Origin of the sequence: Mesorhizobium sp. J428 (assembly GCF_024699925.1) — a bacterium.
Lineage (GTDB): Bacteria > Pseudomonadota > Alphaproteobacteria > Rhizobiales > Rhizobiaceae > Mesorhizobium_A.
Map to the genome: position 1 here is coordinate 2,982,924 of NZ_JAJOMX010000001.1, position 25,481 is coordinate 3,008,404.

The 25,481-nt window shown below is 63.7% G+C and carries 20 protein-coding genes and 5 pseudogenes; 16 read left to right on the forward strand and 9 right to left on the reverse strand.

Annotated elements, in window-relative coordinates:
• Positions 1-197: 197 nt before the first annotated feature.
• Positions 198-490: pseudogene (locus tag LRS09_RS15090) on the reverse strand (type IV secretion system protein); the annotation flags it as partial.
• A gap of 460 nt (positions 491-950) precedes the next feature.
• Between LRS09_RS15090 and LRS09_RS15095 the strand changes: the two are divergent.
• A pseudogene (locus tag LRS09_RS15095) lies at positions 951-2,257 on the forward strand (sensor histidine kinase).
• On the forward strand, positions 2,254-2,952 hold the full coding sequence (locus tag LRS09_RS15100; protein ID WP_257807607.1) for a response regulator transcription factor: 699 nt from the start codon (positions 2,254-2,256) through the stop codon (positions 2,950-2,952). The pseudogene LRS09_RS15095 and the gene LRS09_RS15100 overlap by 4 nt, the downstream one beginning before the upstream one ends.
• On the opposite strand, the gene LRS09_RS15105 is transcribed toward LRS09_RS15100, so the two are convergent.
• Complete coding sequence (locus LRS09_RS15105; RefSeq protein WP_257807609.1) at positions 2,903-3,274, reverse strand: hypothetical protein; 372 nt, start codon at positions 3,272-3,274, stop codon at positions 2,903-2,905. The two genes, LRS09_RS15100 and LRS09_RS15105, sit on opposite strands and share 50 nt — an antisense overlap.
• A gap of 469 nt (positions 3,275-3,743) precedes the next feature.
• Between LRS09_RS15105 and LRS09_RS15110 the strand changes: the two genes are divergently transcribed.
• Entirely contained in the window at positions 3,744-4,046 is a 303-nt protein-coding gene (locus tag LRS09_RS15110) for a DUF1236 domain-containing protein (RefSeq protein ID WP_257807610.1), read from the forward strand.
• A 59-nt stretch (positions 4,047-4,105) separates the two neighbouring features.
• The gene (locus tag LRS09_RS15115; protein ID WP_257807611.1) at positions 4,106-4,855 is read left to right on the forward strand and encodes a DUF1236 domain-containing protein; all 750 of its coding nucleotides are present in this window, start codon (positions 4,106-4,108) and stop codon (positions 4,853-4,855) included.
• Positions 4,856-4,966: 111 nt separating this feature from the next.
• Here LRS09_RS15115 and LRS09_RS30315 read toward each other — a convergent pair whose 3' ends face one another.
• Positions 4,967-5,137, reverse strand: a complete 171-nt coding sequence (locus tag LRS09_RS30315; protein ID WP_374684915.1) for a DNA -binding domain-containing protein — start codon at positions 5,135-5,137, stop codon at positions 4,967-4,969.
• A gap of 12 nt (positions 5,138-5,149) precedes the next feature.
• A pseudogene (locus tag LRS09_RS15120) lies at positions 5,150-5,334 on the reverse strand (LysE family transporter); the annotation flags it as partial.
• A 205-nt stretch (positions 5,335-5,539) separates the two neighbouring features.
• Here LRS09_RS15120 and LRS09_RS15125 point away from each other — a divergent pair.
• From LRS09_RS15125 to LRS09_RS30065, 3 genes are read left to right on the forward strand one after another with little or no spacing between them, the layout of a single operon-like run.
• A complete protein-coding gene (locus tag LRS09_RS15125; RefSeq protein ID WP_374684846.1) occupies positions 5,540-5,881 on the forward strand; it encodes a transposase in 342 nt (113 codons plus the stop codon).
• Positions 5,878-6,117 carry an Hsp20 family protein gene (locus tag LRS09_RS15130; RefSeq protein WP_308240375.1) on the forward strand — a complete coding sequence of 80 codons (240 nt, stop codon included), beginning with the start codon at positions 5,878-5,880 and terminating at the stop codon, positions 6,115-6,117. The genes LRS09_RS15125 and LRS09_RS15130 overlap by 4 nt, the downstream gene beginning before the upstream one ends.
• 2 nt (positions 6,118-6,119) lie before the next feature.
• On the forward strand, positions 6,120-6,416 hold the full coding sequence (locus LRS09_RS30065; RefSeq protein ID WP_308240304.1) for a phosphoribosyltransferase family protein: 297 nt from the start codon (positions 6,120-6,122) through the stop codon (positions 6,414-6,416).
• Positions 6,417-6,607: 191 nt separating this feature from the next.
• Here LRS09_RS30065 and LRS09_RS15140 read toward each other — a convergent pair whose 3' ends face one another.
• Complete coding sequence (locus tag LRS09_RS15140; RefSeq protein ID WP_257810201.1) at positions 6,608-7,546, reverse strand: helix-turn-helix domain-containing protein; 939 nt, start codon at positions 7,544-7,546, stop codon at positions 6,608-6,610.
• A gap of 245 nt (positions 7,547-7,791) precedes the next feature.
• Between LRS09_RS15140 and LRS09_RS15145 the strand changes: the two genes are divergently transcribed.
• From LRS09_RS15145 to LRS09_RS15180, 8 genes and pseudogenes are all read left to right on the forward strand, one after another.
• Positions 7,792-8,766 (forward strand): ABC transporter permease, encoded by a 975-nt coding sequence (locus tag LRS09_RS15145; protein ID WP_257807613.1) that lies wholly within the window; start codon positions 7,792-7,794, stop codon positions 8,764-8,766.
• Positions 8,767-8,793: 27 nt separating this feature from the next.
• Positions 8,794-9,792: a sugar ABC transporter substrate-binding protein gene (locus LRS09_RS15150; RefSeq protein WP_257807614.1), complete on the forward strand. Its 999-nt coding sequence runs from the start codon at positions 8,794-8,796 to the stop codon at positions 9,790-9,792.
• 56 nt (positions 9,793-9,848) lie between these two features.
• Positions 9,849-11,963, forward strand: coding sequence for an SMP-30/gluconolactonase/LRE family protein (locus tag LRS09_RS15155; RefSeq protein ID WP_257807616.1), 2,115 nt, complete (start codon positions 9,849-9,851; stop codon positions 11,961-11,963).
• Positions 11,960-12,970 carry a hypothetical protein gene (locus LRS09_RS15160; protein ID WP_257807617.1) on the forward strand — a complete coding sequence of 337 codons (1,011 nt, stop codon included), beginning with the start codon at positions 11,960-11,962 and terminating at the stop codon, positions 12,968-12,970. The genes LRS09_RS15155 and LRS09_RS15160 overlap by 4 nt, the downstream gene beginning before the upstream one ends.
• Positions 12,971-13,051: 81 nt before the next feature.
• On the forward strand, positions 13,052-14,548 hold the full coding sequence (locus LRS09_RS15165) for a sugar ABC transporter ATP-binding protein (RefSeq protein ID WP_257807618.1): 1,497 nt from the start codon (positions 13,052-13,054) through the stop codon (positions 14,546-14,548).
• Positions 14,548-15,282, forward strand: a pseudogene (locus tag LRS09_RS15170) (AMP-binding protein); the annotation flags it as partial. The gene LRS09_RS15165 and the pseudogene LRS09_RS15170, both read left to right, overlap by 1 nt.
• A 64-nt stretch (positions 15,283-15,346) precedes the next feature.
• Complete coding sequence (locus LRS09_RS15175; protein ID WP_257807620.1) at positions 15,347-16,435, forward strand: AMP-binding protein; 1,089 nt, start codon at positions 15,347-15,349, stop codon at positions 16,433-16,435.
• Between the two features lies 1 nt (position 16,436).
• Positions 16,437-17,219 carry an enoyl-CoA hydratase/isomerase family protein gene (locus LRS09_RS15180; protein WP_257807622.1) on the forward strand — a complete coding sequence of 261 codons (783 nt, stop codon included), beginning with the start codon at positions 16,437-16,439 and terminating at the stop codon, positions 17,217-17,219.
• 460 nt (positions 17,220-17,679) lie between these two features.
• On the opposite strand, the gene LRS09_RS15185 is transcribed toward LRS09_RS15180, so the two are convergent.
• Positions 17,680-18,861: a MalY/PatB family protein gene (locus LRS09_RS15185; RefSeq protein WP_257807623.1), complete on the reverse strand. Its 1,182-nt coding sequence runs from the start codon at positions 18,859-18,861 to the stop codon at positions 17,680-17,682.
• Positions 18,862-18,912: 51 nt separating this feature from the next.
• The gene (locus LRS09_RS15190; protein ID WP_257807624.1) at positions 18,913-20,529 is read right to left on the reverse strand and encodes an ABC transporter substrate-binding protein; all 1,617 of its coding nucleotides are present in this window, start codon (positions 20,527-20,529) and stop codon (positions 18,913-18,915) included.
• Between the two features lie 340 nt (positions 20,530-20,869).
• Here LRS09_RS15190 and LRS09_RS15195 point away from each other — a divergent pair, with 340 nt between their 5' ends.
• Positions 20,870-21,382, forward strand: a complete 513-nt coding sequence (locus LRS09_RS15195; protein ID WP_374684916.1) for a TetR/AcrR family transcriptional regulator — start codon at positions 20,870-20,872, stop codon at positions 21,380-21,382.
• Between the two features lie 23 nt (positions 21,383-21,405).
• Here LRS09_RS15195 and LRS09_RS15200 read toward each other — a convergent pair.
• A pseudogene (locus tag LRS09_RS15200) lies at positions 21,406-23,086 on the reverse strand (hydantoinase B/oxoprolinase family protein).
• Positions 23,087-23,120: 34 nt separating this feature from the next.
• On the reverse strand, positions 23,121-25,226 hold the full coding sequence (locus tag LRS09_RS15205; protein WP_257807626.1) for a hydantoinase/oxoprolinase family protein: 2,106 nt from the start codon (positions 25,224-25,226) through the stop codon (positions 23,121-23,123).
• Between the last annotated feature and the right edge of the window lie 255 nt (positions 25,227-25,481).

Here is a 25,481-nt window from a genome sequence, read left to right on the forward strand (position 1 = left end):
CCTCGCATTTCGACCATGACACGCTGCCAACACAGTCTTATGCACCGGCATATTTCTTAGGATTAGGCCGCTGCCAGTTTGGCACTTGCTCGATTTTCGATATTGTTTCAGCCGGTTAGATAGATTCAGCAGCCTCCGCGTCACGACGGCAAGGCGCTTGGTGATCGTCCAGGTCACGCAGGCCGACGAAAATATTGGTTGAGCGACGAATCTACCGCCCTCAGGCCGAGCCCGCTGAAGGACTTGAAGACAATACCGGCGAGATCATTGAAGTCGCCGATGATGAAGGCGAAGAAGCCGCGTCTTCTTCACGAGCCGCTGGACCACGTCATCGGCGGCGCCCCAGGCCCAGAATAAGCCAGCGAGCGTGATGTCGATAACGATCAAGCTGGAAGTGAGGAAGGCAACCTCGCCGCCGAGCGACCGAAGCCGGAATCGAATAGGAGGTGAAAGTCGCCAGGAAGCGATCGACAACGCCGGTGTTGTTCATCGCATCAGCGTTTCGTCAGCATCCACCTCGGCCCTATCGACAGAGGCAAAGGGCAAACGGTCTGTGGTCTTGGCCGCTGAAGGTGCTTCCGCAGTATCAAAATCTGTCGGCGGAATTGTTGGAAAACGCAGTCTCCGAGTTGAGCTCTGACACAATCTTATCCAGCACGCGATTTGCATCCCCTGCGTCGAACTGAGGCGACAGCAAGACTAGGCGGAACCGCTCATCCTCCTGTTCGTTCATCACGCCTGAGGGTTCAAAAAACGCGGCAGGGCGCCCACGACGTATGGCGCCGCCGGAATGGCATGGGTTGGCTGTGACATCCATCGTTCACGACCGCGTCGCGCGCGACGGTGTGGCGCGGAGGACCTCGGGCCGCGTTTCTCGGCTTCGCGACAGGCTGGCATCCTCGCTGGCCGCGCAGTTCCTGGCAGTCGGGGGAATCGTTGCCCTTCTGGCGATGCTTGTCGTCGGCGCGGCCGTCACCTTCCTGATCGAACGCGCGGTCACCCGCAACGCGGCTGCCACGACCGCGCTCTACGTAGACAGCGTCATAGCTCCGCTTCTGCCGGACATGCGTGCCAGCACGGTGCTGGACGACGTCGTGCGGCGCGCACTCGACGAGACGCTCGGCCAGGGCGCGCTCGGCCGACGCCTCGCCGAGATGCGTCTGTGGGCGCTCGACGGCACCATCCTTTATGCCCAGGAGGACAGCCTGATCGGACGGCGCTTCCCGGTCACTCCGAGCTTGAGGCAGGCATTCGCCGGCAAGATCGTCGCCAACTACGATCGTTTCGATGTGCTTGACGGAAGTTCCACCACACCTGCTGGACCGCTTCTGGAAATCTACAATCCCATTCTGCAGCCTTGGTCCGGAGACGTCGTCGCCGTGATCGAGTTCTACGAACGGGCGGAGGAACTGGAGGCCACGCTGGCCACGACGAGATTGCGCAGTTGGGCGGCAGTGGCAGCGGTGACCTCGCTCTTCTTCCTGGCACTGAGTGCCATCGTGCTACGCGGCAGCCGCACCATCGACCGGCAGGCCAGCGATTTGAACAACCGTGTCGCCGAACTGACCGGTCTTCTCGACAGAACCGCGCCCTGCATCGGCGCGTCCAGCGCGCTACCCAGGAGGCGACCGCGCTCAACGAGAGCTATCTGCGGCGTCTCGGCGCCGATCTGCACGACGGGCCCGCGCAATTCGTGGCGCTGGCAGCCATGCGTCTCGACAGCGAGTTGGTGCTGGCTGCCGATGCCGATCCCAAGAGGCGCGAGGACGAGATCCGCAGCATCCGCGGACGTCTTGCCGAGGCGCTCGACGAGATCCGCACCATCTGCCGCGGCCTTGTGCTGCCTCAGATCGAGAGCTCGGATCTTAGCAGCGTCGTGACCCAGGCTGTCGATACCTACGAGAAATTTTCCGGCGTACGCGTTTCTCGCAGCTTCGCAGCCACTGACGCACCCGTGGCACTGTCCCAACGCATCTGTGCCTACCGCTTTGTGCAGGAGGCGCTCAACAATGGCTACCGCCATTGCCGCGGAGCGCGCCAGCGCGTCGCCATTGACGCCAGCGGCGGCAGGCTTTCGATTTCCGTCAGCGACGACGGGCCTGGTTTCGACCCCTCTGCGATCAGTCCCGAGAGTCTCGGCATCGCCGGCATCCGGGAGAGGATCGAGAGTCTCGGCGGCACATTCCTGCTGGACACGTCGGCAAGGGGCACGACGCTGGCCATGGTGCTCGACCTGGAGTCTGGGGAACGCGCATGAGCGACCGAATCTCCGTCGCTGTCGTCGACGATCATCCGCTTTTCCGCGAGGGCGTGGTCCGCAGCCTCAGCGAAACCGGCCTGTTCGCGATCGTCGCAGAGGGCGCCTCACGCGACGATGCCGTGCGCATTGCCGCGGAAGCCCGGCCTGACCTCATGCTGATAGATCTGTCGATGCCCGGCAATGGGCTGCATGCCATATCGTCGATCTTGGCCGCCCAGCCTTCCATTCGCATTGTCGTGCTGACCGTTTCCGAGACGACGGACGACCTCGTCGCAGCGCTGAAAGGCGGCGCCAAGGGTTACCTGCTCAAAGGGATCGGCTCCCGCGCGCTGGCAGAGATCCTGTCTGCAATCGTTGCTGGCGAGACCTATGTGACGCCCAGCCTCTCGGTCCGTCTCCTGTCGCACCTGTCAGCCGAAAGGGGCTCGCCCGTCGCGGTCGACCCGGTAAGCGCGCTCAGCGCAAGAGAAAGTGAAGTGCTCGATCTTGTAGCTGCCGGCCTGAGCAACAAGGCAATCGCCATTCGCCTCGATCTGCAGGAGAAGACGGTCAAGCACCACGTCTCCCGCATCCTGTCGAAGCTCGGCGCGGGCAACCGGACGGAGGCGGCCATGCTCTATCACCGCGTCGGCGCGGCCAGCGCTAGTTCCGCCGCAGCCGTTCGTAATCGGCGCCGGTCGCTGGACGGTTGACGATCCGACGTCCTTGCGCGTCGCGCATCTCGTAGCGGCCGCCGCGCACGGACTCCCGAATGCCGTTGCGGTGGCGGATGACCAGCGGCGCGGCGGGCTTGCTCGCCCTGGCTTTGCCTTTGCCCTTTCCGGTGCCACTTTTCCCCGCATTGCCCTTGCCGTTGCCCCCACCGCCTTTTCCGCCTCCCTTCTTCGCGTGTGCGACTGCCGCCTCGATCGACAGGCCTCCCGACGTGACATGGAGCGCAAGGGGCTGGGCGACGAATGCCGCTGCAACGGCCGCCACCGCGAAATACCTCCTGAGATGCTGAAATCGGATCATGCCGGGTTTCCCTGCTCTGGCGCATCACGACGCACCAGTAAACGGATTGCCCGCCGGGCGTGTTCCACCCGACGGGCGCGACGCGGGAAGGGACGGAGGCCGCGCCGGTAAGTCCGTGTCGTGTCAGCCGACCATTAGGCCGATGCCGACGAAGGCAAAGCAGAATAAGAACAAGGGCCCGAGCAACCAGCGGGCCTGATAGACACTGTTGTCCATGATCGGCTCCTATGTTGAGCGGACCGTTCGATCCGATCCTGGCCGAACAATCGCAAATGCGGCGCACGTGTTCCCGCCATCGGACCAATGCGCCGCGGCGATAGGCCGAAGGTCCTATCCCAATTGCCGAAAGGCCCCCGTGACATGGGCATGAAGCCCGCATCGGGGAACGACCCTTCCATTGCTCACGTTCGATGGTCGGCTTCCACCCCAACCGGAAGTTTTGTGAAACACGAACCCGAGAGGATGCGTCATGATACGCACAACACTCGTCGCGCTCGCCCTGGGCGCTGCAATGGTCGGCGGCGCGCTCGCCCAGACCGTGATCATCCAGCCGGAGCAGGAAACCCTGATCCGCGAATACGTGACCACCCACACGGTTGAACCAGTCGACGTCACCGGCATCGAGGTCACCGTGGGCGCAACTCTTCCCGAGACCGTGGAACTGCACGCACTGGAAGTTCCCGATGTCCAGCACCGCTACGTCGTGGTCGACGGCAGGACGGTGCTGGTCGAGCCCGAGACGCGCAAGATCGTCCACGTGATCGACAAGTAGCGCTCGGGACATATGGCCGGATGATCGGCCCTCACTCAAACAATCGACAGGAGAACGCCATGAAACGCTTCAACAGACTTGGCTTTGCCGCCGCCCTTCTCGCTGGCTCCGCCCTTTCCGTCACGACTGTTTCTGCTCAGGAGGCCGACACCACCAAGCCGCCTCTGCAAGACCAGAAGGCTCCTTCGGCCAAGTCCGAGGCACCAGGCCAGAATAAGCTGGACGGCCAGGCCGCGACCGAGATGGCGCCCGGCCAGAAGCCGCAGTCGGGTGAGGTCGATAGCGCAGCCGAGGCCGCTCCCGGCCAGGTGAAACGCGAAGGCCAGGCTGACGCCGCCGGCAAAGCCGGAGAGACCAAGCCCAACGACAACGCCGCGACCGAGACGGCGCCCGGCCAGCAGCAGAAGGCCGGCCAGGCCGATGCCCAGGATGCGGCGCCCGGCCAGATGCAGAAGAATGAACAGGCCGACAGCGCCACGGAGGTTGCCCCGGGTCAGCAGAAGCAGGATCGAGCCGGAACTGACCAGCAGCCGTCGAACGAGACGACCGGCTCGATCGACATTTCGGCCGAGCAGAAGACCGAGATTCGTACGATCATCCAGGAGACCAAGGTCGAGCCGGCCGACATCGATATCGATCTGCGCGTCGGCGTCGCAGTTCCCACCACGGTCGAGTTCCACCCGCTGCCGCCGCGTTTCGTCGAGATCGTTCCGCAGTATCGCGGCTATGAATACTTCGTCCTGGCCGACGGTCGCATCATCATCGTCGAGCCGACCTCTCACGAGGTGGTCTACATCCTCGTGGTGTAACGACCTCGTTCGGAGGGCCAGGCCGTCCACCCGCTGCCTGGCCCTCCGTCACAACTGGCGTCTCGTCTGCCGCGACTCGACTGCTTCGGCAGGTTCTCACACAGGTCGAGATCAGGGCACAAGCCAGCGCAGATACCCACCATCGATGGTTTCCCGGGCAGCCTTCAGGGTGCGCGCAAGGCAACGGCGCTCGGATGCGTTCTTCCAGTCGAGCGCGCGAGGGGAAGCAGCATCCGGATTGATAACACTGGCGACTTGGCGTCGCGATACTCCCGCCTTCATCCCATCCCGGGCGATAGATAGACCGAACGCGGCGAGAGTGAGGAAGATCAAGATGCCGGCGACCGTTCCCGCGCCGTAGGCGATACCCGACGCCCGGCCGTGCGAGATCGTGAGCGACGATCGTCATATTGTCCGAGCCGGGGCTGGCGGCGAACACAGAAGGCCGCCGCGAAGGCGAGTAAGGTCGCAATTTCCATGGAATCCCCGAACGCTGTCAGTGATCTCGGGCTTTCAGGATGCGCGCATTTCTCCAGTGCGAAAGGGGATGGCGGGGTGACGTCCTAGCGTGGTGTAGCTGGTTATCGCGGTGGTCATCAGCGCTTTCCGGTAGGGCCTGGTTGTCGAAGCCAACCTTTCCGGAGAGACGACCGAAGGCCGACGACATGATGAACCTGCGCGCTCGTGGAGAAGTGCGCGGATGCCGATCTGCTGCGCGAGATGATCGGCTTTGCCGCCGAGCGGCTGATGGAGATGGAGATGGGGGCGGCGACTGACGCCGCCTGGGGCGAGAAGAGTCCACCCCGGACGGTCGAGCGCAACGGCTATCACGACCGGGACTGGGAGACGCGCGCGGGACCGTCGAGCTGTGCATTCGGAAACTCCGGAAGGGCACTTCCCTGGCTTCCTGGAGCCGCGCCGCATGGCCGAGAAGCGAGAAGGGCGCTGGCGGCCGTCATTCGGGAAGCCTATGTCCGGGCATCTCGACGCGCTCGGTCGACGAGCTGGTCAAGGCGATGGGCATGAGCGGCGTCTCGAACGCCTACGAAATAACGGCCGCGCCGATGGGCCTCGACGAGAAGAATGTAAAGATCAAGCTCTCCAGTCACACCCTGACCATCGAGGTCGAGAAGAGCGAGGAAAAGGAACACAAGCATAAAGGACTATTATCTATCCGAGCGCCGTTACGGGTCATTCCAGCTTCCAACTTTCCAAAGGGGGCGACGCCGACAAAATCGACGCCTTCGCCAAAGGCGTGCTGACGGTGAAACTCCCCAAGACCGCCGAGTTGAAGAAAGGTGGAGAAGCAGATCGCGGTCAAGGCTGCGTCAATTGCTTCGCCGGGGCACCGGTGCGCCGTTCGTGGTTCCGAGTCGGCAGCCGGGCGTCTATCGGTGACCGGCATCCGATATCAGTGTCGGGCAAGACAGCAGTCATTGTCGACGACGGCGAGGCGACGGGAACGACCATGAAAATGGCGGCCCGTGCCCTGAAACGACGTTCGCCTGGCGAAATCGTCGTAGCGCTTCCGGTCGCACCACCAGAAGTCGTGGAGGAATAGGTACGAGAAACAATCAGGATCGTGTGCCTCGACCAACCTGTGCGTTTTTTGCCTTGGGCTTTCGCTATCACGACTTCACACAGCTCACCGACGAAGAGGTCATACGGCTCCCGCGGGACCACGTGCGTAACCACACGGTGTCCGCAGCTGCTACTTGACCAACTACGGAATCCCCGCCGAGACTCTACAGTCTAAACAGCACTACGGTGCGCGAGATCGCGCGGCGAGATACCGTATTTGCGCCTGAACAACGTCGAGAAGTGCGCGGAACTGTTGAAGCCGAGATCGTAGGCGACGGCGGTGATGGTTCGGTGGTCGCCGCGCGCCAGACGGTTATAGGCAAGTTGCAGACGGCGGCTCCAGATCCACTCCGATGCGGTCATCTCGCTTCCTTCGAAGAGCATATGGAGATGGCGCAGCGAAACACCGTTGGCGACGGCGATGCGCTCAAGCGTCAGGTCGTGCTCGCCTATATGGGCTTCGATCCAATTCTGGACCGAGAGGAGCCGTGCCTTTCTGACGGAGCCGTCGGCCAACGGCGCGTCGTCCGGACCCGACTGCAGCGTGAGCGCGAGCATGTCCATCAGTCGGTCGCCAAGGCCGGCGCGGATCCCTTCACCGAGTTTCGAACCTTCCGTCGCGAGCGAGGCGCAGAACTCGGTCGCGATACGGCCAAGGCCCTGAGTGGTGTTGATGAGGGCCGAGACCGGAATCTTGTCCTTGTCGAAACGGCTGGCGAAGTCGTCGCGAGGAAGTTCGAGATAGAAGGAGCGGGCCTCGCCGTGGCACTGCAATTCGTAGAGTTCGCTGGCGCAGAAGATGGCACCGCGGGCGGCATTCGACCGCAGCGTCGAACCCCGCTGGATGACACTGAAATTGCCGCTATGGACGAGTTGCAGATAGTAGCAGTCCTTGTCGAGGCGGGCGATGTGGTGGCGATTGCGTCGAATGCGCTGCTCGGAGAGAAGAATATCGGTCATGACGACCTCTCCGAACCGGGCCTCGCGTATGAAGCCTCGGTAGTCCTCCGGCCTGGTCGCGGCCACGTCGACATTGACGTAGACGTCGCAGATGGCGTCTCGCCACGCTGCGTAGCGCTCTGCCTGCGGCAGGCTCTGCGTATCGAACATCAGGTCCAAGGGCCCCTCCACCCGAGAACAAATCCCACCGGGCGACGGCGGCTCCTCCCGAGCCGCCACAATCCCAGTCGATCAAGAAAGCTTATCCCTCGCAAGGGAAGGCGTCCAGCGGCAGCGGCGTCTGCGCTCTCAGAGAAAAGCTTTGCGTGGACGTGAAAGAAGCAGGTTCGAAGCGTCGCTAGCTTGCACCCGTCCGGCGGTTCCGATCGCTGGCGCCGTCTTTGGGAGGAGCGGATATGCAGGTGTTCGGCCGGCTGAGCCAAGAGCAGATCGTCTTCGGCCTGGCGCTGCTCCTCTGCGTCGGGTTCGCAATTGCCCTGCCCGGCTTTCTGACCGCCAACAACGTGCTGAACCTGGTGCGGAGCGTGTCGATCCTCGGCATCCTCGGCGTGGCCATGGGCCTTGTGGTCATCGGCCGCGGCATCGACCTGTCTCTCGTCGCGCTGATGGCAATCTCGGTGGCCTGGACGCTGAGCATGATCGCGGGAGGGATGCCGCTGCCGCAGGCGATCGCCATCGGGCTTGCCTTCAGCGTGGCGATCGGTGCGCTGAACGGCTGGTTCGTAGCCTATGTCGAAATCCCTGCGATCTTCGCGACCCTCGCCATGGGCACACTGGTCTACGGGTTCGGCCGCTACTTCCTGTTCGATCTCGACGTCGTCTACATGCCCCCAGCCGGCGGGCCGCTCCTGTGGCTCGGACAGGGTACGGTGTTCGGCGTTCCGGTGCCGATCTACCTGTTCGCAGGCGTGTGCCTGGCCGGCCACGCCTTTCTCCGCTTCGCGAAGTCCGGACGCTATCTTCGCGCCGTCGGCGACAACATGCTCGCCGCGCGCATCACCGGCGTGCCGACACGGCCGACGGTCGTGATGCAATACGTGCTCTCCTCGCTGATCGGCTATCTCGCCGGCATCATCACGGCCGCCTCGGTGGCCTCGATGAACACGCGCGTCGCGATCTCGACCTATGTCTACGACGTGATCCTGGTCGTCGTGCTCGGCGGCATCGGCCTGTCCGGCGGCAAGGGTGGCATCCGCAACGTCATCGTCGGCACGCTCCTGATCGGCGTACTGCTCAACGGCATGACGATCATGGACATCCAGCACACCGTCCAGAACGTGATCAAGGGCGCGATCCTGCTCACGGCCATCGTCATCGACACGATCCTGAACCCCCGCGACGAGCAGACCGCTCAGCAGGGCGACATCTAGAGCCAAGTCAACAATGGGAGGAAGACCATGCGACTGATCAAGACAGCAGCACTCGCCGCGGTGCTCGCGTTGTGCGGCGGGACCATTCATGCACAGGAGGGTATCGACGACCCGACCCGCGCACCGTACTACGATTCCTTTGTCGGCAAGAAGGTCGCCTACGTTCCCGTGGCGATGGGGTTTGACTTGACGGAGGGCTGGGCAGCTGGCCTGAAGGAAGCGCTGGAACCGCTGGGCGTGACCTTCGACATCCGGGATCCGAACTGGTCTACGGATGCCGGCGCGCAGGCGATCACAACCCTGATCGCCGAGAAGCCGGACGTCATCGTGGTGCACAATCCCGACGTCCAGTCCTATGCCCGCCTTTTGAAGAAGGCCGAAGAGGCCGGCATCTACGTGGTGCAGGTGAACATGCGTTCGAGCTACTCGACCGACGTGTTCGTCGGCGCGGACTATGTCGGCATGGGTCAGCAGATCGGCGAACGGCTGGTAGAGGTCTGCTCGCCGTCCAAGGGCGGTTCTGGCAAGGTGGCCATTACCCAGGGCGTGCTGACCGCAGCGGCCTCAATCTACCAGATGCAGGGCATCAAAAACGTCCTGTCGAAGCATCCCGAGATCCAGCTCGTTTCCAACCAGGCGGCGGACTGGGACGCGACCAAGGCCAAGAACATCGCCGCGACCGTGATCCAGCAGCATCCGGATCTGTGCGCCATCACCGGATTCTGGGATGTGATGGACGTCGGCACGGCGGCGGCGATCAAGGAGTCGGGCAAGAATGTCTACCTGCTAACGCAGGGTGGTGGAAACCGGATGGTCTGCGACGGCCTCGCCAACGGCACCTATTCGGAATCCGTGGTCTACTTCGTGCCCGGCCAGGCCCGCGACATGGCGACCATGATCAAGCAGCTGCTGCAGCTGAAACAGCCCGCCGGCACCACCAAGACGACGCTGTTCACGCCGCTTATTTTCCTGCGCAAGGACAACATGACGGCGGCGTCGTGCTGGGACATGCCCACCAAGGGCTGACGCATAGCGCGGGCGGCCATGGCCGCCCGCTTCCCTCCTGAACCAGGCAGACAAACATGGCCGTATCCGACCAGATCGTGCGCTGGCGCTATCGCCTCGTACCCGATCATCTCCTTGGCGAGATCCTGACGAAACGCTGGGTCGATAACGCGATCCCGGTCCTGATCCTGATCGTGGTGGCGGCCGTGTTCGGCTGGCTCATCCCCGACTTTTTCTCGGCGGCCGGCATTTCGAGCCTGATGCGGCAATGGGGCGAGTTCACCCTGATCGCGCTCGCGCTAATGATCGTCATGGTGGCGGGCGGTATCGATCTCAGCGTCGGCTCGACCTTCGCGCTGGGCAACATCGTGGCGCTGACGCTGATCACGGTGGCGGGATGGTCGGTGCCGGCGGTGATCGCGGCGACGCTCGCTTGCGGTGCCTTGGTCGGCCTCGTCAACGGCGTGCTGGTCGGCTACCTACGCCTGCGAGCGTTCCTGACGACACTGGTGACGCTGATCATCGTGCGCGCCATCGTCGACATGCTGCTGCTCAAATATTCCGTGGCGATCGCGGCCGGGTTCGTCGACTCCGACCTGTGGTACTACTTCGGAGAGGGCGATGTGCTCGGCGTTCCGTTCAGCGTCGCGACCGCCCTTGTGCTTGCGCTCGTCGCACACCTCGTTCTAAGCCGCAGCCGCGTCGGCTGGCACGTGCTCGCCGTCGGCGGGTCGCGCCGCTCGGCGCACAATGTCGGCATCCCGGTGCGGCGGATCATCTGTCTGACCTATGTCGTATCGGGCACGCTGGCTGCACTCTCCGGCGTTCTTTTCGCCTCGCGGCTCGGCGGAGCGGGGGCCGATACGGGCGTGGGTCTTGAGATAGCCGCTCTCACGGCGGCGGTGCTCGGCGGCAACAGTCTCGGCGGCGGCAGGGGATCTGCCGCTAAAGCGATCATCGGCGCCATCATCGTCATGATCATGGTCAACGGGCTCGTCAGGCTCGGCGTCACCCGCGGCGGCAGCTCTCTGCTGCTCGGCATGGTGCTCCTTGCGGCGGTGGCGATCGACGTCCGCTGGCTCAAGAACCGCCACAAATTCCTGTCCAAGGTCTACGTGTCTCCGACCTATTCGGAACTGCCGGAGGCACCGGCGACATCTGGCTCGTCGCCCTATGCTCTGAACGACCGGCTGCGGCCGGTGGAAGCGATCGGGCTCGACCAGATCGACGGACCGGAGGATGTTATCCTCGACGAGGACGACCATATCTATGTCGGCAACCGCACCGGCGACATCGTGCGCTTCCTGGCGCCCGACTACAGCCGCCAGGAGGTCTTCGCCCATGTCGGCGGGCGGCCGCTCGGCATGGCCTTTGCGAAGGACGGGGCGCTGCTTGTCTGCATCGGCGGCATGGGACTCTACAGTATCGGGCGCGACCGCTCGATCCGGAAACTCACCGATGAGACCAACCGGTCCTGGTTCTCCGTGATCGACGATTCCCGGCTGCGGCTGGCCGACGATCTCGACATCGCGGCCGATGGTCGCGTGTTCTTCAGCGAGGCGACGGTGCGCTACGAGATGCACGAATGGCCGGTCGACTGCCTCGAATCGCGCGGCAACGGGCGCATCATCTGCTACGATCCGAACACGGGAACGACGCGCACCGTCATCAAGAACCTGCTGTTCCCCAATGGCATCTGCATGATGCATGACGGGCAGTCCTTCCTGTTCGCCGAGACCTGGGCCTGCCGCATCAGCCGCTACTGGTTCGACGGGCCTAAGAAGGGCACGGTGCAGGTGGTCATCGCCGACCTGCCGGGCTATCCCGACAACATCAATCGGGCTTCCGACGGCACCTACTGGCTGGCGCTTGTGGGCATCCGTACGCCCTCGCTCGACCTTGCGCTGAAAATGCCTGGCTTCCGCCGCCGCATGGCCCGGCGCATTGCGCCCGACGAATGGCTCTACCCCAACATCAACACCGGCTGCGTGGTCCGTTTCGACGAAACCGGGCGCATCATCGAGACACTGTGGGACTTCGGCGGCGAGAACCATCCGATGATCACCTCGATGCGCGAGCACAAGGGGCACCTCTACATCGGCGGCATCCTGAACAACCGCGTCGGCAGGCTGAAACTCGACGGCATGGACCCGGCCTGGAGCGGCATCGACTCATACTGGAGGCGGACATGATCGGCTCGCTTTCGCGCGCAATCGACAACCTGTTCGGGCGCGGCGACGCCGCCGTCACCGTCCCGCCGCTGGATGGCGCGATGCGGCCCAACCGTGCGCTCGACGAAGCGGACTGGCGCTCGCCGCTGGCTGATGTCGATTGTCTGGCAGTGCAGGACCGCGCCCTCGTCGCTTCGTCCGGCAACACGCTCCATGTGCTCGGGCAGGACGGACGCTGGTCGCCGCGCAAGAGCCATGCCGGCCAGATCGTGTGCATCGCGCCCGCAGGGCACGACGGCCTGGCCGTGGCCAAGGACGACGGCGAGATCGTGATCGACGGCGGTGCGTTCGACGGGCGACGCTACCGTGCGGACGCGGCGGCTCGCTGCATCACCGCGATGGTTTATGCCGACGGCGCGCTGTTTGTCGCGAACGGTTCCGCGACCAACGCCGCGGGTTATTGGCAGAAGGATCTGCTCGAGCGGAACGCATCGGGCAGCGTGTGGCGGATCGATCTCGCAAGCGGCGAAAGCAGGCAGGTCGCCGCCGGTCTCGCCTGGCCGGCCGGGCTCGCGCCTGACGCCCAGTCGCTGGTGGTCTCCGAAGCATGGAAGCATCGGCTCGTCCGCATAGGCGCCAACAGCGGCGGGCAGCCTCGGCCGGTACAGATCGATCTTCCGGGATATCCCGGCCGGCTCTCGCCCGCGGCAGGCGGCTGGTGGCTGGCAATGTTCGCGCCGCGCAGCCAGCTCGTCGAATTCGTTCTGCGCGAGCCGGCCTACCGCAAACGCATGATGGCCGAAGTGCCGCGCGAGTACTGGGTCGTGCCGAAACTTAAGTCGGGACGCAGCTATTACGAGCCGCTGCAGGGCGGCGGTGTGAAGCATCTCGGCTTGTTGAAACCTTGGGCGCCGACCATGTCGTTCGGCATGTGCGTCGGGCTCGACCAGGCCTTCCAGCCGCGGCTCAGCCTCCAGAGCCGGGCGGACGGCAAGCACCCATGGCATCACCAGCGTGGTCGAAGATGAGGGGATGGTCTATGCGGCCGCGCGAGGCGATGGCGCCGTCGTGCGCTTCGCGCCGCCGGCGAGCTCCGTCGGAGGCGCAGCATGATACCGATCGTCGAAGTCCGGAACGCGACCAAGGAGTATCGCGGCGTGCCGGCGGTGAAGGACGTTTCGTTTACGCTGCATCGCGGCGAGGTGCACGCGCTGCTGGGAGAGAATGGCGCCGGCAAGTCGACGCTGACGAAGATGATCGCCGGCGTGGTGGAGCCGACCGCGGGCGAAATCTGGATCGACGGCGCGAAGGCCGAGCTCAGTTCCCCGTCCGAGGCACTCGGCCGCGGCATTGCGATGGTCTACCAGGAAACAAGCCTGGTGCCGTCGCTGACGGTGGCGCAGAACATCTATCTGACGGACGCCAAGCGCTTCCACCGGCTGCGCGGCATCTACATCGCCGGCCAGCAGTTCCTGCAGTCGCTCAACTTCCACGTCGATCCGACCGCGATGGTCTCCGCCCTGGGAGCCGGGCAGAAGCAGATGGTGGAGATCGCGCGCGCCGTCCACCACAATGCGCAGGTCATCATCTTCGACGAACCGACAGCAACGCTGACGCCCGAAGAGAAGCACCAGTTCTTCTCGCTGGTGGAGCGGCTCAAGCTGCGGGGCGTGTCGATCATCTTTATCAGTCATGCTCTCGAGGAAGCCTTGACGATCGCCGACCGCATCACCGTCATGCGCGACGGCGAGCACGTCGTCACCGACGTCGCCGCGGCCTTCGACCGAGAGAAGATCGTCCGCGCCATGGTTGGCCGGACGCTCAGCAACGAGCTCTACGGCTCGCTGGAAGGGCGGCGCATACGTGCCGCCGGCGCCAAGGTGTTGAGCGTGCAGAACCTGTCGATGGGCAGCATGGTGCGCAACACGTCCTTCTCCATCTTTGCGGGGCAAATCACCGGCGTGTTCGGGCTGATCGGATCGGGACGTACCGAGACCGCCAAGGTGGTGGCCGGCGTGCTCAAGCGCGACCTGTTTCACGGCGGCCAGGTACGGCTCGACGGACGGCCCGTGCGCTACAGGGTGCCGCGTCCGGCTGTGCGGGACGGCATCATCTACGTCACCGAGGACCGCAAGGTCGAAGGCTTCTTCGAGACGATGTCGATCGCCGAGAACATCCATCTCGGTGCGATCGCAGGCGGGCGGACGAAGTCGTCGTCCGTGTCGATGGCGGAGATGCGCGCGATCGCCCAGGAATGGATCACCGCGCTCAACGTGAAGGCGATCAATGCCGACGCAAAGGTCATCGAGCTGTCCGGCGGCAATCAGCAGAAGGTCGTGGTCGCCAAGGCGCTGGTGCAGAAGCCGCGCGTGATCATCTTCGACGAGCCTACCCGGGGCGTCGACGTCGGTGCCATCGCGGAGATCCATCAGCTGATCAATCGACTTGCCGACGACGGCATCGCGGTGATGGTGATCTCCTCCTACCTGCCGGAGGTCCTGCAGCTTTCCGACCGAATCCTCGTCTGCAGGCAGGGGCGGATCGTCGAGGAATTCGACGGCCACAAGGCCGACGAGGAGACGATCATGTATGCGGCGGTCCACTGATGGAGCAGCGGCTCCTCAAAACGACGCGGCCCGTCCTCGACGTGCGAACGATAGAGGACATCAAGGCGATAGAGGCGCGGCCCTATGACGAGCTGGTCACGGCGCGGAGCCTCTACGATCTCTTGCTTGCGACGGCGCAGAATGTCGGCGACCGCAAGGCGCTGACCGTGCTCAATACGCCGGACGCGGCCGATGTTGGCGTCACGCTCACGCACCGTGAACTGCTCGGCGAGGTGACGCGGGCAGCCAACCTCTTCCGCTCGCTCGGGCTTATGCCCGGGCGCGGCGTAGTTGCGTTCCTTTCCCCTACATTGCCCGACCTGCCAGCGCTGCTGCTCGGCGCGCAGGTGGCGGGTGTCGCGAGTTCCGTCAACTACCTGCTCAGCCGCGAGGCGATCGTCGACCTGCTGAATGCGGAGGAGGCGACCATTCTCGTCGTCCCCGCGCGCGATCTCGATGAGACGTGCTGGGCGAAGGCGAGAGGCATGCTTGACGACGTGCCGACGCTGACCGACGTGCTGGTGATCGGGGCAGGCGGAGCGTTCCCGTCACGCCACTGCGCAGTCGGCGAGGCGCTGACCGGACACCGTGCCGATGTGCTCGACTTCGCGCCGCCGCAGGATCGCGACGCAGTGTGCGCGTTGTTCCACACCGGCGGCACCACCGGTCGCCCTAAGCTGGTCCAGCTTACCCACGGCAACCAGATTCATGCGGCCTTCGGTTTCGGACAGGTGTTCGGCTACGATGAGAACGACACGGTGTTCAACGGATTCCCGTTCTTCCATGTCGGGGGGGACGATGACGGTCGGCCTGTCGGTGCTCGCGGCGGGCGGGCATGTGGTGGTGCCGTCGCCCTATGGGATGCGCATGCCGCAGACCGTGGAGCGCTATTGGTCGCTGGTGGAAGCGCTCCGCGCGACCGTCATCGGCGGTGTCCCGACTTCGATCGCCGCGATCACCGACAGCTGGGTCGAGGGCTCCAACGTATCGAGTGTGCGGATGGCGGTGACCGGGGGCGCGGTCCTGCCCCCCGCGGTCGGCGCGCGCTTCGAGGCGACGACCGGAATCCGCCTCTACGAGACGTATGGCATGACGGAGACGGCGGCGGCGATCGCCTTCAATCCGGGGCGGGGGACGCCGGTTCCAAGCAATGTCGGCTTCCGCGCACCCTATTCGCAGACGCGTGTCGTGCGGATCGGTCGTGAAGATATGCTGTGCGGGCCGGAGGAAAGCGGGCTGGTGCAGGTGAGGGGACGCCAAGTGTTTCCCGGCTATGTCGATCCAGCCCACAACACCGGGACGCTGGCGGCCGACGGATGGCTCACGACGGGCGATGTCGGATATCTCACCATGGACGAGAGGCTGGTGCTGACGGGGCGCGAAAAAGATCTCATCGTGCGCAGCGGCCACAACATCGATCCGGCCGCCATCGAGGATGCCGCCAACCGCTTTCCTGGTGTCCAGATCAGCGCCGCGGTTGGGATGCCGGACCAGTATGCCGGTGAAATACCGGCGCTGTTCGTGGTGCCGGCGCCGGGCGTGCTGATCGATTCCAAAGCATTGCGCGATTATCTCGAAGCGGCAGTCCACGAGCCACCGGCACGTCCGCGCAGCGTGCTGGTGATCGATGCGCTGCCGGTGACGGCGGTGGGCAAGATCTTCAAGCCGGCGCTGCGCGATCTGGCGATCCGGGAGAAGGTCAGGCTGGAGGCGGAGGCGGCGTGCGGGACGGCAACGGCGGTGACGGTTGAAGTCGGTCTCGACGAGCAAAAGCGGACGGTGGTGGATGTGACGGTCGCCGGCGCGGACACGGTCGGACTGGCAGCGCTCGAAGCAGCGCTGAAGCCGTTGCCGCAGACTTACTCGATCCGGGCGGCGGAGGGATGACATGGAAGACAGTTCCGTAGACCTTACCTACGAGAACGGGATCGCCACCCTCACGCTCAACCGCCCCGACAGTCTCAACGCGATGTCGGGCCGGATGATGCGCTCACTCGAGAGGCGGCTCGATGAGATCGAGCGGTTGTCGGGATTGAGGGCGGTGATCATCACCGGCGCGGGCCGTGCCTTCTCGGCTGGCGGCGATCTCAAGGAGTTCGAGGAGGCGCTCGACGCGGGCGGCACGAAGCTCGTCGACATCCTGCGCTACAACCAGGACGTTCTGCAACGGGTCGAGGACATCCCAGTTCCGGTGATCGCGGCCGCGAACGGCACGGCCATCGCCGGGGGGCTGGAACTGCTGCTGTGCTGCGACATGATCCTTGCCTGCGAAGGTGCCCTAATCGGCGACGGACATGCCCGTTACGGGATCGTGCCGGCCGGCGGCGCGACGGTGCGTCTCCGGGAACGGCTGTCGCCATCCCAGGCTGCCCAACTGTTCTACACCGCATCGACGATCAGCGCAGACGTTCTTGCTGCATGGGGTCTGGTGAACGAGGTGGTGCCGAAGGATCACCTGATGGATCGCGCCCGGGAGCTTGCCCTGGAGATCTGCCGGAACAGCCCGGAAGCCATCCGCGCAATCAAGAGGCTCGGTCGAATGCGGTCCGGCGATCGGACGCGGCAGGAACGGTTGCAGATGGAGATTGATACTTGGTCACATCACGTCTCGCATCCGGACCTTGCGGAGGGATTGCGTTCCTTTCGCGGAAGGAAGGCGCCAAGCTATTGATTCTGCTGCGGCCTCATTCGACACCCTCCATGTCGCTGCCGGCCAGTGTTTGCGGCGCCAAGTCGAATGTATACAAACGTAGCCGCAGGCAATCCAGGCGATGAAGACATCCTGAACCAAGACCCATGATCAAGCTTATCGTAAAACGTATGGCGCCGCCTCACGGATGCGGTAAGGGCGGCCTTCAGGGATGAGATTATGGGTAGCCGTTTCCCGAAAGACGACCCCGAACTTCGCGGCCATCGTTGCCATCGCAGCAGGCTTCGTCTTCGCTAAATCCGTCCATGTCGCCCAGGACGATCGATATCGCCTATGCCGCCAGTGTTGGCTTCACGCACTCGACCAGTTGCAGGAATCGGATGGCACGAGCCCCGGCAGCCAAAGGTTCTGCGATCGTAGGTCCGATAAAACCGACTTCTGAAAGGACGCCGGGTTCTTTGTTGTCCAAATGATCGGGGCGTCACACTGTGCCGATCTTTACCGCCTTGACGATCCGATCCAGTTTTTCGTCGAGGACCGTGCGTGATGTCGAGAAGTTCAGGCGGACGAACCGTTCGTAGTGCGGTCCGAAGTTGCGTCCGTCGCCGCCGGCGACCTTTGCTTCCAAAAGAAGTCGTTCATAGGGGACGGCGTTCATCCGGACGTCACTGAAATCCGCCCAAGCGAGATAGGTCGCTTCCGGGGAGTACATCCTTACCGTCGGGAGTTCTTCCGCCAGCCGCGACAGCATGTGGTCCCGGTTGGCTTCGAGCACCTTGATCAGCGCCCGGCACCAGTCTTCGGATTCCTCCCACGCGGCAAGCGTCGCGAATGTGCCGGGAGACGCCGGTGTGCCGAGAAGCATCTGCGGGATGCGGCTGTGGAAGCCGCGCAGCAGCGCATCCGACCCGAAATGCATCACGGCCGTGCGCAATCCCGGAATGTTGAAGCTCTTGGTCGCGGAATAGAGTGTGATCGTGCGATCCGCGGCTTCGGGGAACATGTGCGCGAAAGGGATGTGCCGGCGGCCGTCGAGCAGCAGGTCGGCGTGGATCTCGTCGGCCACGATGATCATGTCCAGCTCCATCGCGCGTTCGACGATGGGGGCCAGTTCCTCGCGCGGGAACACCCGCCCGGTCGGGTTCTGCGGCAGGCAGAGCAACAGCACACGGGTCTTTTCGTCCACGACGTCGCGGAATTGTTCTGAGTCGATTTCGTAACGCTCGCCGGTGTCGCGCATCGGGTTGCAGACCGTCTGGCGGCCCGACTGCGCGATGATCCCGAGAAAGGCCGGGTAGGACGGCACCTGGAGGGCCACGCCGTCTCCCGGCTCGGAGAAGGCGAGGACGGAGGACATCACCGCCTGGATGAGGTCGTTGACGATGACCACACGAGCAGGATCGGCCCCGTCCCACCCGAACTTGTCCAGCATTCGCCGACAGAACGATTCGGCAAGCAGGGCGCCGGGGCTTTCCGGTCCGCGCGTCGAATAGCCGTATTTCTGCTGCGAGACGACCCGTTCCATCGCGGCCTGGATCGCTGGCGCCACCGCAAAATCCATCTCGGCGGGATTGGAGGGCAGGACCGGAGCGTCAAAGCTCGACCATTTGGCACTTTGCCGGGCGCGCAGAAAATCGGGGTCGAGGTCTTGTATGATGCTCATGGATGCACTCGGCAGCGGGAGGGCCGTGACGAGGCACGGCCCCTGTTCATGTCAGGCGGAAATATAGGCAGAAGCGAACGTACCCTCAAAGCCGGATGCCGTATCGGCCATGCCGTGAGACCGGGTCGTATGAATGGTTTCCCAGATCGGCATGACGAGGTTGATCGTCGGTATGTCGTGCATCACCAGATCCTGGATCTTCATCCACATCTCGATGCGCTTTTCGGGGTTGGCTTCGACGGCGGCGCCTTCGAGCAGCTCGTCCACTTCCGGATTGGCATAGTGCGTGGCGTTGGAATACGGCACGCCCTTGATGTAGTTTTTCGACCAGTATGTCCGCTGGACACCCACCTGCGGGTCGAAGAGCGGGCTCAGCGAGGCAATCTGCATCTCGAAGTCGCGGTCGGTGTAGACACGCTTGGCGATCGAACCGAGATCCTGTCCCCGCGCCGTCACCTCGATGCCGATGCGGCTCAGCGTGGCGCGCATGTATTCGGCCAGCCGCCTCGTCGTATCTTCCGAAGGATAATCGAGGGTCACGGCAAAACGCTTGCCGTCGGCCCCGCGGGAGAAGCCGGCCTCGTCGAGCAGCGCATTGGCCTTGTCGAGGTCGACCGGATAGGGGCTCGGCTTCGGATTGTGGAAGGCCTTCAAGCCCGGAACCACCGGCGAATGCGAAGGAACGGCCTTGCCGAAAAACACGATCTTGCAGATCGCCTCGCGATTGATCGTGTGCGCGATGGCCTGGCGGACCCGGATGTCCTTGAACTTGTCGGAGTCGAGATTGAATTCGAGGCAGAAATTGTTCGGCGGCGAATACTGATAGCCGTCACCCTCGAAGGCCAGCGTCGTGATGCCTTCGAGGCGCTCGACATCGTTGAGCGCGACGGGAGTGCGGAAGCCGGCGTCCAGTTCCCCGGTTTCGAAGCCGACCGAACGGGCGGCCTGATCGGGGATGAAGCGGGCGACGATGCCGTCGAGATAGGGCTTGCCCGCATCCCAGTAGTTCGGATTGCGCTCGTAGACGACGTGGCTGCCGCGGACCCATTCCTTGAACACGAAGGGCCCGGTGCCGATCGGCGCGATGTTGGCGGGGTTGGTGGCCGGATCGGACCCGTCGTAGATGTGCTTCGGCACGATCGGCGATTCTGCCGCCGAAAGCGCGGTCAGCAGGAACAGCGTCGGCTTCGCGAGCTTCAGCACGACCGTATGGTCGTCGGGTGCCTCCATGCTCTCGACATGAGCGAAGGTGGCTCGCCCACGCGGATGCGACTTCTTCAAAGTGGCGAGCGAGAAGATCACGTCGGCGGCGGTGAAATCGGCGCCGTCATGCCATTTGACGCCCTGGCGCAGTTTGAACGTGTAGGTCAGCGTATCATCCGAGACGGTCCACTCCGTCGCGAGCTGCGGCTGCGGCTTCATTTCCAGATCGAACTGCAACAGCCCTTCCGTAACCTTGCCGCTCAGCGGCAGGCTCGAAGGGCTGCTGAGCGACACCAGCATCGGCGGCTCCCAGCCGGGCAGGATCGTCATTACGCCCCCCTTCGCGGGAGCTGAAGCCGCAGCTGAATTTTGCGTGAAGGAGAAGCCGACCTGGCTCATGGCTGCGGCGCCGGCAAGCCCCTTGAGGATGAGACGGCGACTTATTTCGGTGTTCATCTTAGACATGGCGTGTTCCTGAGCGTTTGAGGAAGGAGGCAGGATCGAGGCTGCTGAAAGAAATGAATGGCGAACAGAAAGAGATCGCAAAAACGGCTGCGGTTATTGATTTTATTAGCTTGACGGCACCGGAGATGGTCATCATTAGAAAATGAACGATATCAGGGATTCGAAACGCTTGAGTGCGACTGCAGACATCAGGGCGAAGCCGGTGGCGAAGCGTCGTGCTTCGGGCGCGGGAGACGAGACGAAGCCTGGCAAGCGCGAGGAGAACAAGCAGCGCAAGCTGGCCAGGATCGCGAAGGCGGCGAAACAGGTCCTTTCCAAGAAGGGCTTCGAGGCCGCGACGATGCAGGAAATCGCCAAGCTTGCCGGTGTGGCCACGGGAACGCTGTTTCTCTACGCCGACAACAAGCGGGACATGGCCTATCTTGCGACGGCGGACGATTTCGGCCGCGCTCTCGATGAGGCCGGATCGGTCCCGACGGACGCGACCTATATCGATCAGATCGTAGCGTGCTGGCGACCGTATTTCGTCATGCACAATGCCAATCCCGAAATGGCGAAGATCATCCTGTCCGAATTCCTCTTCTTCGCCGGAAAGCAGGCCCGGCGGCACGGCGAAGGCGTTGCCGGCATGAAGGCCGAAGCCCTGCGCCGGGCGCTTCGGTGCCAACAGCGCGGCGAACTCGTGAGCACCGTGCCAGCCGCTGAGATCGCCGATCTGTCCTATTATCTGTTCCAGGGCGTCGTCAGGCGCTGGGTGCAGACCGGAGCGATCGACGTCAACGAAGGCCTGGCCATGTTCCATCGGGCGCTTTCGCTGGGCCTCTCTGGGCTGAAGGTGCAGCCCGCCCGTTAGGGGTATCAGGCGGGCCGCAGCGCTCATTCTGCGGCTTCCATCGCCGGAGCGGGATCGAAGCCGTAAAGCTTCTCGGCCGCCTCGGGCGAAATGAGTCCGAGTTCCAGATCGCGAAGGATCGCCGCTCGATCGCGGTCGAGTGGATTGCCGTGCCCGCCGGCGCCGGGCGAGTTGATGTAGACTCTCGTGCCAGCAGGAATGCTGTAGGTGCCTTTTCCCGCAAGCTTTTCGCCGCTCGAAAGCCGGATGGATCCGATGGCGCCGTCCGCCCCACCGTCGACGCCGCGTGGCGCGAACCGGGGTACGCTCGTACGAGGCGAAATAGGTGAAAGGCTCGGGGATCGAGTTGCCGAGGATCATTTCCTGCCCGAGCCCGCCGCGAAACTTGCCGGCGCCGCCACTGTCCTGCCGGTATTGCTTGCGCCACATGACGAGCGTGGACATGGATTCGAATATCTCGACCGGCCCGCCGCGCACGCCGCTCGGATAGCCGGTAGCCGAAAGGCCGTCGCGGAACGGCAGTGCGCCCATGCCCCCGGTGGTCACCACGCCGACGCGGAAAATGTCGCCGTAGGTCGGCGGACTCTTGCGCGGCCCCGTTCCGTTGACGTGCCAGAGGCAGCCTGCGCCTTCCGCCGGAACCCTGTCGGGCACCGCCTGGCGAAGGGCGCCGAACACCAGATCGGGCAGGCTGATGCCCACGATATGGCGTGATACGACGGCCGCGGGCTTCAGCGCGTGCATGATCGTGCCCTCGGGCGAGGACACGGTGATCGGCGCAAGCGAGCCGGCATTGTTGGGAATGCCTTTGGAGACGATGCAGCCGATGCCGAAGGATGTGTAGGCCAGTGTGTAGCAGATCGGCACGTTGATGTTCTGCCTCACCATGGGCGACGAGCCGGTGAAGTCGACATTGATGCCATCGTGCGAGATGGTGAGCGCGGCCTTGAGGCAGATCGGCTCGTCGTAACCGTCGAGCCACATTTCCGAATGCCAGGTACCAAAGGGGAGGGCCCGGATGTTGGCGAGGACCGCTTCGCGCGAGGTATCGACTATATGCTCGGCGAGCTCCGAAAGATCGTCGATGCCGAACTCGTCCATCATCATGTTGAGGCCGGCATAGCCGACGTCGTTGCAGGCAATCATGGCGTAGACGTCGCCTTCCGTGTCCACAGGCAGGCGCGTGTTGGTGCGGATCATCGCCATCAGCGTCTCGTTGACCTTGCCGGCCTCCACGAGCTTCAGGATGGGGATGATCAGGCCTTCCATGTAGAGATCGGTGGACGAGGACGGCCCGAGCACGCCGCCGATATCCATGAGGTGGCAGTTGCAGGCAAACAGCCCGACGATCCCGCCATTGCGGAAAACCGGCGTGGTGATGCAAAAATCGTTGGTATGGCCGGTGCCGAGCCAGGGATCGTTGGTGATGTAGACGTCACCGTCCTGCATGGTTTCGGCGGGATGTGCATCGAGCACATGGCCCACATTGAGCGCCATTGTGTTGATGTGGCCGGGCGTGCCGGTCACGGCCTGGGCCAGCATCCGGCCCTTGACGTCAAACACGCCCGCCGCGAGGTCCCCCGACTCGCGCACGATGGTGGAGAAGGCTGTGCGCTGCAGGGTCTGGGCCTGTTCCTCGACGACGGCGATCAGGCGATTCCACATCACCTGCTTGTCTATGAGAGAGAGGGGCGTTCGGCTCATGGGGTAAGCTCCAGGAAGGAAGTCATTGCTCGGCTCACGCCGCCTGCTGCAGCAGGGCACGTGCCTTGCGCTGCATCACGATCGCGCCGGAGGCGTCGATCCAGGCGTCGAAGGCATCGCTGACGAAGGTCGAGGTTTCAGCTTCATTGACGATCGCCGGGCCGGCGAAGCGCTGGCCGGGACGCAGGGCCGATCGCCGATAGAGCGGGATGTCGATGCTGACGCCGTTGCGGCCGTCGAAGAAGCGGCGCTTCTCGTCCGTTTCCGGCGCATCGGTGAGTTCGATCGGCTCTATCGCCTCCGGCAGCGTCGGTTCAGTGGATATGGACACCGACCACGCCATGACCTCGATCGCAGCCTTAGGGATGATGCGCTTGAACATCATCCGATACGCATCCTCGAACTGTTCCCGGAAGGCTGTGGCGTAACCCGGCTCAAGCGTCCCGTTCGGGATGACCACCGGGATTTCGTGGCCCTGGCCGAGATAGCGCATGTAGGCGATCCGCCTCTCGACCAACGGGGCGCCGCGCGCAGCCGTTTCCACCCAGGCGCGGATTTCCGTGGCCATGGCCTCCAGCAGTTCGTTTGCCGCGGCGGCGTCAAACGTATCGAGACGCTGATAGCCTGACCGCACGACCTCGTAGGAAATGGGAGCGGCAAGGAAGCCGACGGCCGAGCCGACGCCGGCATTCTGCGGAACGATCACGCGTTCCGCGCCGATCTTCTCGGCAACGCGGGCGACGTGCAGCGGGGCGGCGCCGCCGAAGGCGATGACCGTGTGCTGGCTCGTTACCGCGCCGCGTTCCACTGCGTGAACGCGAGCCGCGCTGGCCATGTTCTCGCACACCATCTCGTAAACGGCATAGGCGGACATTTCCGCATCGAGCGACAGAGCCGCGCCGACGGTTCCTGCGAAAGCGGTCCGGGATTTTTCGGGATCAAGCAGGATCGACCCGCCGGCGAACGCCTTCGGATCGATCAGCCCGAGCGTGAGATCAGCGTCGGTGACGGTGGCTTCCGTGCCGCCGCGACCGTAGCAGGCCGGTCCGGGAACGGAAGAGGCGCTCTCCGGTCCCACCGTGACACGCTTGAGCTGGTCGATGCCGGCGATCGAGCCGCCGCCGGCGCCGATCTCGACCATCTCGATGACGGGGATGCGCAGAGGCAGCCCGCTACCCTTCAGGAAGCGGGCGGCGCGATCAACCTCGAAGCTGCGAACGGTTTCGGACTGGAAGTCGTGAATGAGGCTGACCTTGGCGGTCGTGCCGCCCATGTCGAAGGCGAGAACCTTCTTTTCGCCCAACATCGCGGCGATCTGCGCGGCGAAGATCGAGCCACCGGCCGGGCCGGATTCGACCAGGCGGACAGGAAAGCGGCGCGCCGATTCCACCGAGGAGAGACCGCCGCCTGAGGTCATGAGGCAAAGAAAGCCGGTGAAACCTCTCTCGCGGAGCGACACGTCGAGCCTCTTCAGATAGCCGCTCATCAGCGGCTGGACATAGGCGTTGGCGATCGTCGTGGAGGTGCGCTCATATTCGCGGATCTCCGGCGAAACCTCGTGGCTGAGCGAGACAGTCACGCCGGGCAGGTGCTCGGAGAGCAGGGCTGCCACGCGCAATTCATGTGCCGGGTTTGCATAGGCATGCAGGAAGCAGACGGCGACCGAGAGAACGCCCGCCGCCTTCAACTGTTGGACGATGTCAAGAACGTCCGTTTCGTGGAGCGCCAGGAGAACGTTGCCCCGCGCGTCCATCCGCTCGCGGACAGTGAAGCGCAGCGGGCGCTCCACCAGCGGCTTCGGCCGCACCAATGCCAGCTCATACTGATCGTACCGGCTTTCGGTGCCGATTTCGACCACGTCCCGAAAGCCGTCCGTGGCAATGAGGGCGGTTTTCGCGCCGCGGCGTTCGATGATGGCGTTCGTGGCAAGCGTCGTTCCGTGGACGAAGGTGGTGACGTCGCCGATGGATTTCCCGGCAATATCCAGGATCTCCGCGATGCCGGCCAGCACGCCTTCTTCCGGGCGCGCAGGGGTTGTCAGGACCTTCGATGTCCAACGCGTACCGGCCTGCTCCAACACCATGTCCGTGAACGTGCCGCCCACGTCGGCGGACAATCTCAGTTCCGGTTGGCCGGTCATGTGGACTCCTCGGTATCGCCTTGGTGGCCGGCTAGTCGGCCCTGCAGATAGAATTATGAACATCTTCATTTATTGCAACAGAAAAGAGAGTGTTTTGTAGCCAAACAGAACGATTGCCCAAAAATTGCCCATGATGCAAAAATCGTGCTCTATGACGGCCTAATTGGTATGCAGATTCTTATTTTCAGGGCGCGGTGGAGCGAATTCCCCCCAGATCGAGGATGGCCACCGAAATGCGTTGACAGATAGATGAAC